Genomic DNA, 3,689 nt, shown 5'->3' on the forward strand with positions numbered 1-3,689 from the left:
CGAGTACGCTGCCCACCTCCACCGGCGTCGGCCTGTTCAGGACGACGCCGAGCGCCCCCTCGGCGTCGTGGTCGAGGAGGAGCACCACCGCCCGCACGAAGTTCGGGGCAGGGACTGGCTGGAGGTGGCCGTGCACGCCGAACGGATCGCCGACGCCGCCACGGCCTGCGCGATCCGCCTGGCGCACGGCGCGCAGCGGCCCGACGAGACGACGGTCCGCGGGCTCCTGGCGGCGGTCGCCACGGTGGCCGATGCCCTGGACGCCCCCCTCGGCCCGGCCGACGCCCCCCAGGACGCCCCGCCGGGCGGCCCCGCCGTCGAAGCGACGTTGCCGGCGAACTGCCGCACCCTCCACGACATCGCCACCGAACTCCACGGCATCCACGAGCGCGGGCTGGCCCTGGCGGGCGCGGGAGCCTGACAGGGCCGGCGTCGGGCGGGTCCGGTGGCGGATCGGACGACCGGAGAGTGATCGAGCGACGAACCGTCCGGTCGTTCGGCCCGATCCGGTGGCCTTCGATCAGGATCTGCCGTACGCGTCCCCGGGCGCAGGTGCGGTATGTTCGCGCCGCCCGCGGTCCGCGGGCGCCCGACACCTGAAACGGAGCCCCATGACGGATTCCACGAGTGCGGGCCTCTTCGGCCTGGTTCTCAACGGCACCGAGGTCCTCATGCCGCTGGCCGGCGCGATCGTCGCCGCCACCTTCATCCGGCGCCGGGGGCGCAACGCACGGCTGGCGATGTTCGGCTGCCTGGTCATGCTGCCGGGGCCGATCCTGCTGCCGGTCGGGTACGCGGTGGCCTTCGACGCGCTCGCCGACACCTTCGGACCCCACATGGTGGCGTACGTGCTCTCCGCGCTGATGCTGCCCTTCCACCTGATCGGGACCGGTCTGGTGCTGGCCGGCGCCCTGACCGGGCCCGCGGCGCCGGTGCCCTCTTTCGGACCGCCGTATCCCGCGCCGTGGGCGGTCCCCGGCGGCGAGCCGGCCGATCGTCAACCGGCCTGACGGGGCGTCCGCGGGTCGGGCCGGTTCAGTCCTGCCCGGGGAGGGCGCCGCAGGAGGAACGGACCGCAAGGGTGGGAAGCAGGCCGATGTGGTGGGCGGGGAGGTCGGCCGGGCCCAGGCGGCGCAGCAGCAGGTCGAGCGCGACCGCCCCGACGGCCCGCCTGGGAGGAGCGACGGCGGTGAGCGGGGGAGTGGTGAGCGCCGCGAACGCGTCGTCGTAGGAGACCAGCGCGAGGTCCTCGGGGACGCGCAGGCCCCGGGCGCGCAGCAGGGGCGGGAGCTGGATGGCGTCCCGGTCGCCGTGGACCAGCGCGGCGCGCACGCCCTCCTCAACGGCGAGGGCGAGCCGGTCGGCCAGCCGTTCCGGGTCGGTGGGCACGGGCGGTCCGCCGGAGCGGTGCAGGTCGAGGGCGGGCCGGGGTTCGAGGCCGAGCAGTCGCACGGCGTCGGCGTAGCCGGCCCGGACCTCGTGGGCGGTCCAGGTGTCCTGCCGGGCGGCGAGCAGCACGCTGCGGTGGCCGAGCCCGGCCAGGTGACGCAGGGCCAGCAGGACGCCGTGCCGGTGGTCCGAGCCGACCGCGTCCAGCCCGGCGGCGGCGCTGCCGGGGGCGGCCCGGCGTTCGACCAGGACGGCCGGGACGGGGAGGCCGCCGAGCCAGTCGCTCCCGTCGGCGGGGCCGTCCGGGAGCCCGTTCGGGGTGAGCAGCAGGCCGTCGACGCCGGACTCCAGCATGCGTGCGACCTGGCCGCGGCCGTCACCGGCCCCGGCGGGGGAGATGCCGAGTACCAGGCGGGCTCCGGCGGCGGTGGCGGCGGAGCGGGCGCCGTCGATGATCTCGTCGGAGTACGAGCCGATGGCCGGCACCAGCATGCCGATGACGCGGCCCCGGCCGTCCGGTACGCCGGTCGCGGTCTGCCCGGTGGAGCCGAGGAGGGCCGCCGCGCCGGCCCCGCCCACCGCGCCCGTCGCGTTCGCCGGGGTGTCCGTGCCGGGTTCGGGCAGCGCGACCGAGCCGTGTGAGCGGCGCAGCCGGCCGGCCTCGGCGAGGGCCGCGACGTCCCGGCGGACGGTCACCGTGGGCATGCCCAGCCGGGCCGCGAGGTCCGCCACCCGGACGGTGCCGAGCTCGTGCACCACCTCGAGGATGCGGGCCCGGCGGTGGTCTGCCGTCGCGGCCATGGCGTCCCCCTCCGGTCCTACGTGCCGATGACTGTGTTGCGAACGCTCGGCGGGCGATCGCAGCGTATCGCGCGATCAAAAAGCGATCCACGGAGTTATCGCGGGGGCGGTTCTCGGTCACTCTCGATGCGGTCTGCACAAATCTGATCGCGTGCTCTATGTTTGGCTCAGATTTGAGCAGCACTCTGCAACTTCGCGCAGGAGGAATCGATGTCCCATGTCGCCGAAGAGATTGCCGACCAGCCCGCCTGCTGGTCCCGGGCGCTGGACCTGAGCCCCGGAGGGCTGCCCGAGCCCGGCGAGCGCGTCGCCGTCATCGGCTGCGGGACCTCGCTGTACGTCGCCCAGGCCTACGCCGCGCTGCGGGAGTCGTCCGGACTGGGCGAGACCGACGCCTTCGCGGCCTCCGAGTTCCCGGAGGCCCGGCGCTACGACCGGCTGCTCGCGATCACCCGCTCGGGCACCACCACCGAGGTGCTCGACGCCCTCGACCGCGCGCGGGGCGTCCGCACCGTGGCCGTCACCGCCGGTCTCGACACCCCCGTCGTCACCGCCGCGGGCACCGTGGTCGACCTCTCCTTCGCCGACGAGAAGTCCGTCGTCCAGACCCGGTTCGCCACCACCTGCCTGGTGCTGCTGCGCGGCCACCTCGGCCTCGCCCCGGCCGACCTCGTCGAACAGGGCGCCCGGGCCGCCCACGAGGACCTGCCCGAAGGAGCCCTCGCCGCCGGCCAGTTCACCTTCCTCGGCACCGGCTGGACGGTCGGCCTGGCCCACGAGGCGGCGCTCAAGCTCCGTGAGGCGTCCGGCAGTTGGACCGAGTCCTACCCGGCGATGGAGTACCGGCACGGGCCGATCAGCATCGGCGCCCCCGGCCGGCTGGTCTGGTTCTTCGGCCCGCCCCCGGCCGGACTGGCCGAGCAGGTCCGGGCCACCGGCGCCGCCGTGGCCGGCACGGCCGCCGCCGACACCGCCCGGGACCCGCTGGCCGAACTGGTCCGCGCCCAGCGCCTCGCGGTCGCCCTGGCCGAGGCCCGCGGCCTCGACCCCGACCGCCCGCGCAACCTCACCCGCTCGATCGTCCTGGCCGGGCCGTGACGGTCCTCGCGCTCGACGTCGGCGGAACCGGCATCAAGGGCGCGGTCGTGGCGGCCGACGGCACCGTCCGGTGCGCCCGGCACCGGCCCACCCGGCCGGAGTCCGGCGCCGACGCGGTGACCGCCGCCGTGCTCGACGCCGCCGCCGAACTCGCGGCCCTGGCCGGGCAGGCCGGGCTGCGCCCGGAGGCGGTCGGCCTCGTGGTGCCCGGCATCCTGGACGAGGCGCGCGGGGTCGTCGTCCGGGCCGTCAACCTCGGCTGGGTCGAGGTGCCGATCCGGCGACGGATGGCCGAACACCTCGGCCTCCCGGTCGCGTTCGGCCACGACGTCCGGCAGACCGCCCTCGTCGGCGAGCTGGCCGAACGGCTGGGGGCACCCTGGGTCAGCGAACACCTGGCC

Annotated in this window: 6 protein-coding genes; 4 read left to right on the forward strand and 2 right to left on the reverse strand. The window is 76.1% G+C overall.

Annotated features, from left to right (window positions below; all coding sequences use genetic code 11):
- Positions 1-136: YqgE/AlgH family protein (locus tag ABZ885_RS37420; protein WP_360199089.1), on the reverse strand; the 136-nt coding region annotated here is incomplete at its 3' end.
- Here ABZ885_RS37420 and ABZ885_RS37425 point away from each other — a divergent pair.
- Together ABZ885_RS37425 and ABZ885_RS37430 are read left to right on the forward strand one after the other, a co-directional pair.
- On the forward strand, positions 131-421 hold the full coding sequence (locus tag ABZ885_RS37425) for a hypothetical protein (protein ID WP_360199079.1): 291 nt from the start codon (positions 131-133) through the stop codon (positions 419-421). The two genes, ABZ885_RS37420 and ABZ885_RS37425, sit on opposite strands and share 6 nt — an antisense overlap.
- A 190-nt stretch (positions 422-611) precedes the next feature.
- Positions 612-1,010, forward strand: coding sequence for a hypothetical protein (locus ABZ885_RS37430; protein ID WP_360199081.1), 399 nt, complete (start codon positions 612-614; stop codon positions 1,008-1,010).
- 25 nt (positions 1,011-1,035) lie between these two features.
- Here the strand turns inward: ABZ885_RS37430 and ABZ885_RS37435 are convergent, their stop codons facing one another.
- Positions 1,036-2,190, reverse strand: coding sequence for a substrate-binding domain-containing protein (locus tag ABZ885_RS37435; protein ID WP_360199083.1), 1,155 nt, complete (start codon positions 2,188-2,190; stop codon positions 1,036-1,038).
- A gap of 210 nt (positions 2,191-2,400) precedes the next feature.
- Between ABZ885_RS37435 and ABZ885_RS37440 the strand changes: the two genes are divergently transcribed.
- Positions 2,401-3,288: a sugar isomerase gene (locus ABZ885_RS37440; RefSeq protein ID WP_360199085.1), complete on the forward strand. Its 888-nt coding sequence runs from the start codon at positions 2,401-2,403 to the stop codon at positions 3,286-3,288.
- Positions 3,285-3,689 (forward strand): ROK family protein (locus ABZ885_RS37445; RefSeq protein ID WP_360199087.1); only part of this gene is annotated, 405 nt, incomplete at its 3' end. The genes ABZ885_RS37440 and ABZ885_RS37445, both read left to right, overlap by 4 nt.

It is taken from the genome of Kitasatospora sp. NPDC047058 (assembly GCF_040643935.1).
In the GTDB taxonomy this organism is placed as follows: Bacteria; Actinomycetota; Actinomycetes; order Streptomycetales; family Streptomycetaceae; genus Kitasatospora.

Excerpts from the sequence above, each read along its gene's own strand:
- ABZ885_RS37430 (WP_360199081.1), top strand. The coding sequence starts at position 612 with ATGACGGATTCCACGAGTGCGGGCCTCTTCGGCCTGGTTCTCAACGGC.
- ABZ885_RS37435 (WP_360199083.1), bottom strand. The coding sequence starts at position 2,190 with ATGGCCGCGACGGCAGACCACCGCCGGGCCCGCATCCTCGAGGTGGTG.
- ABZ885_RS37440 (WP_360199085.1), top strand. The coding sequence starts at position 2,401 with ATGTCCCATGTCGCCGAAGAGATTGCCGACCAGCCCGCCTGCTGGTCC.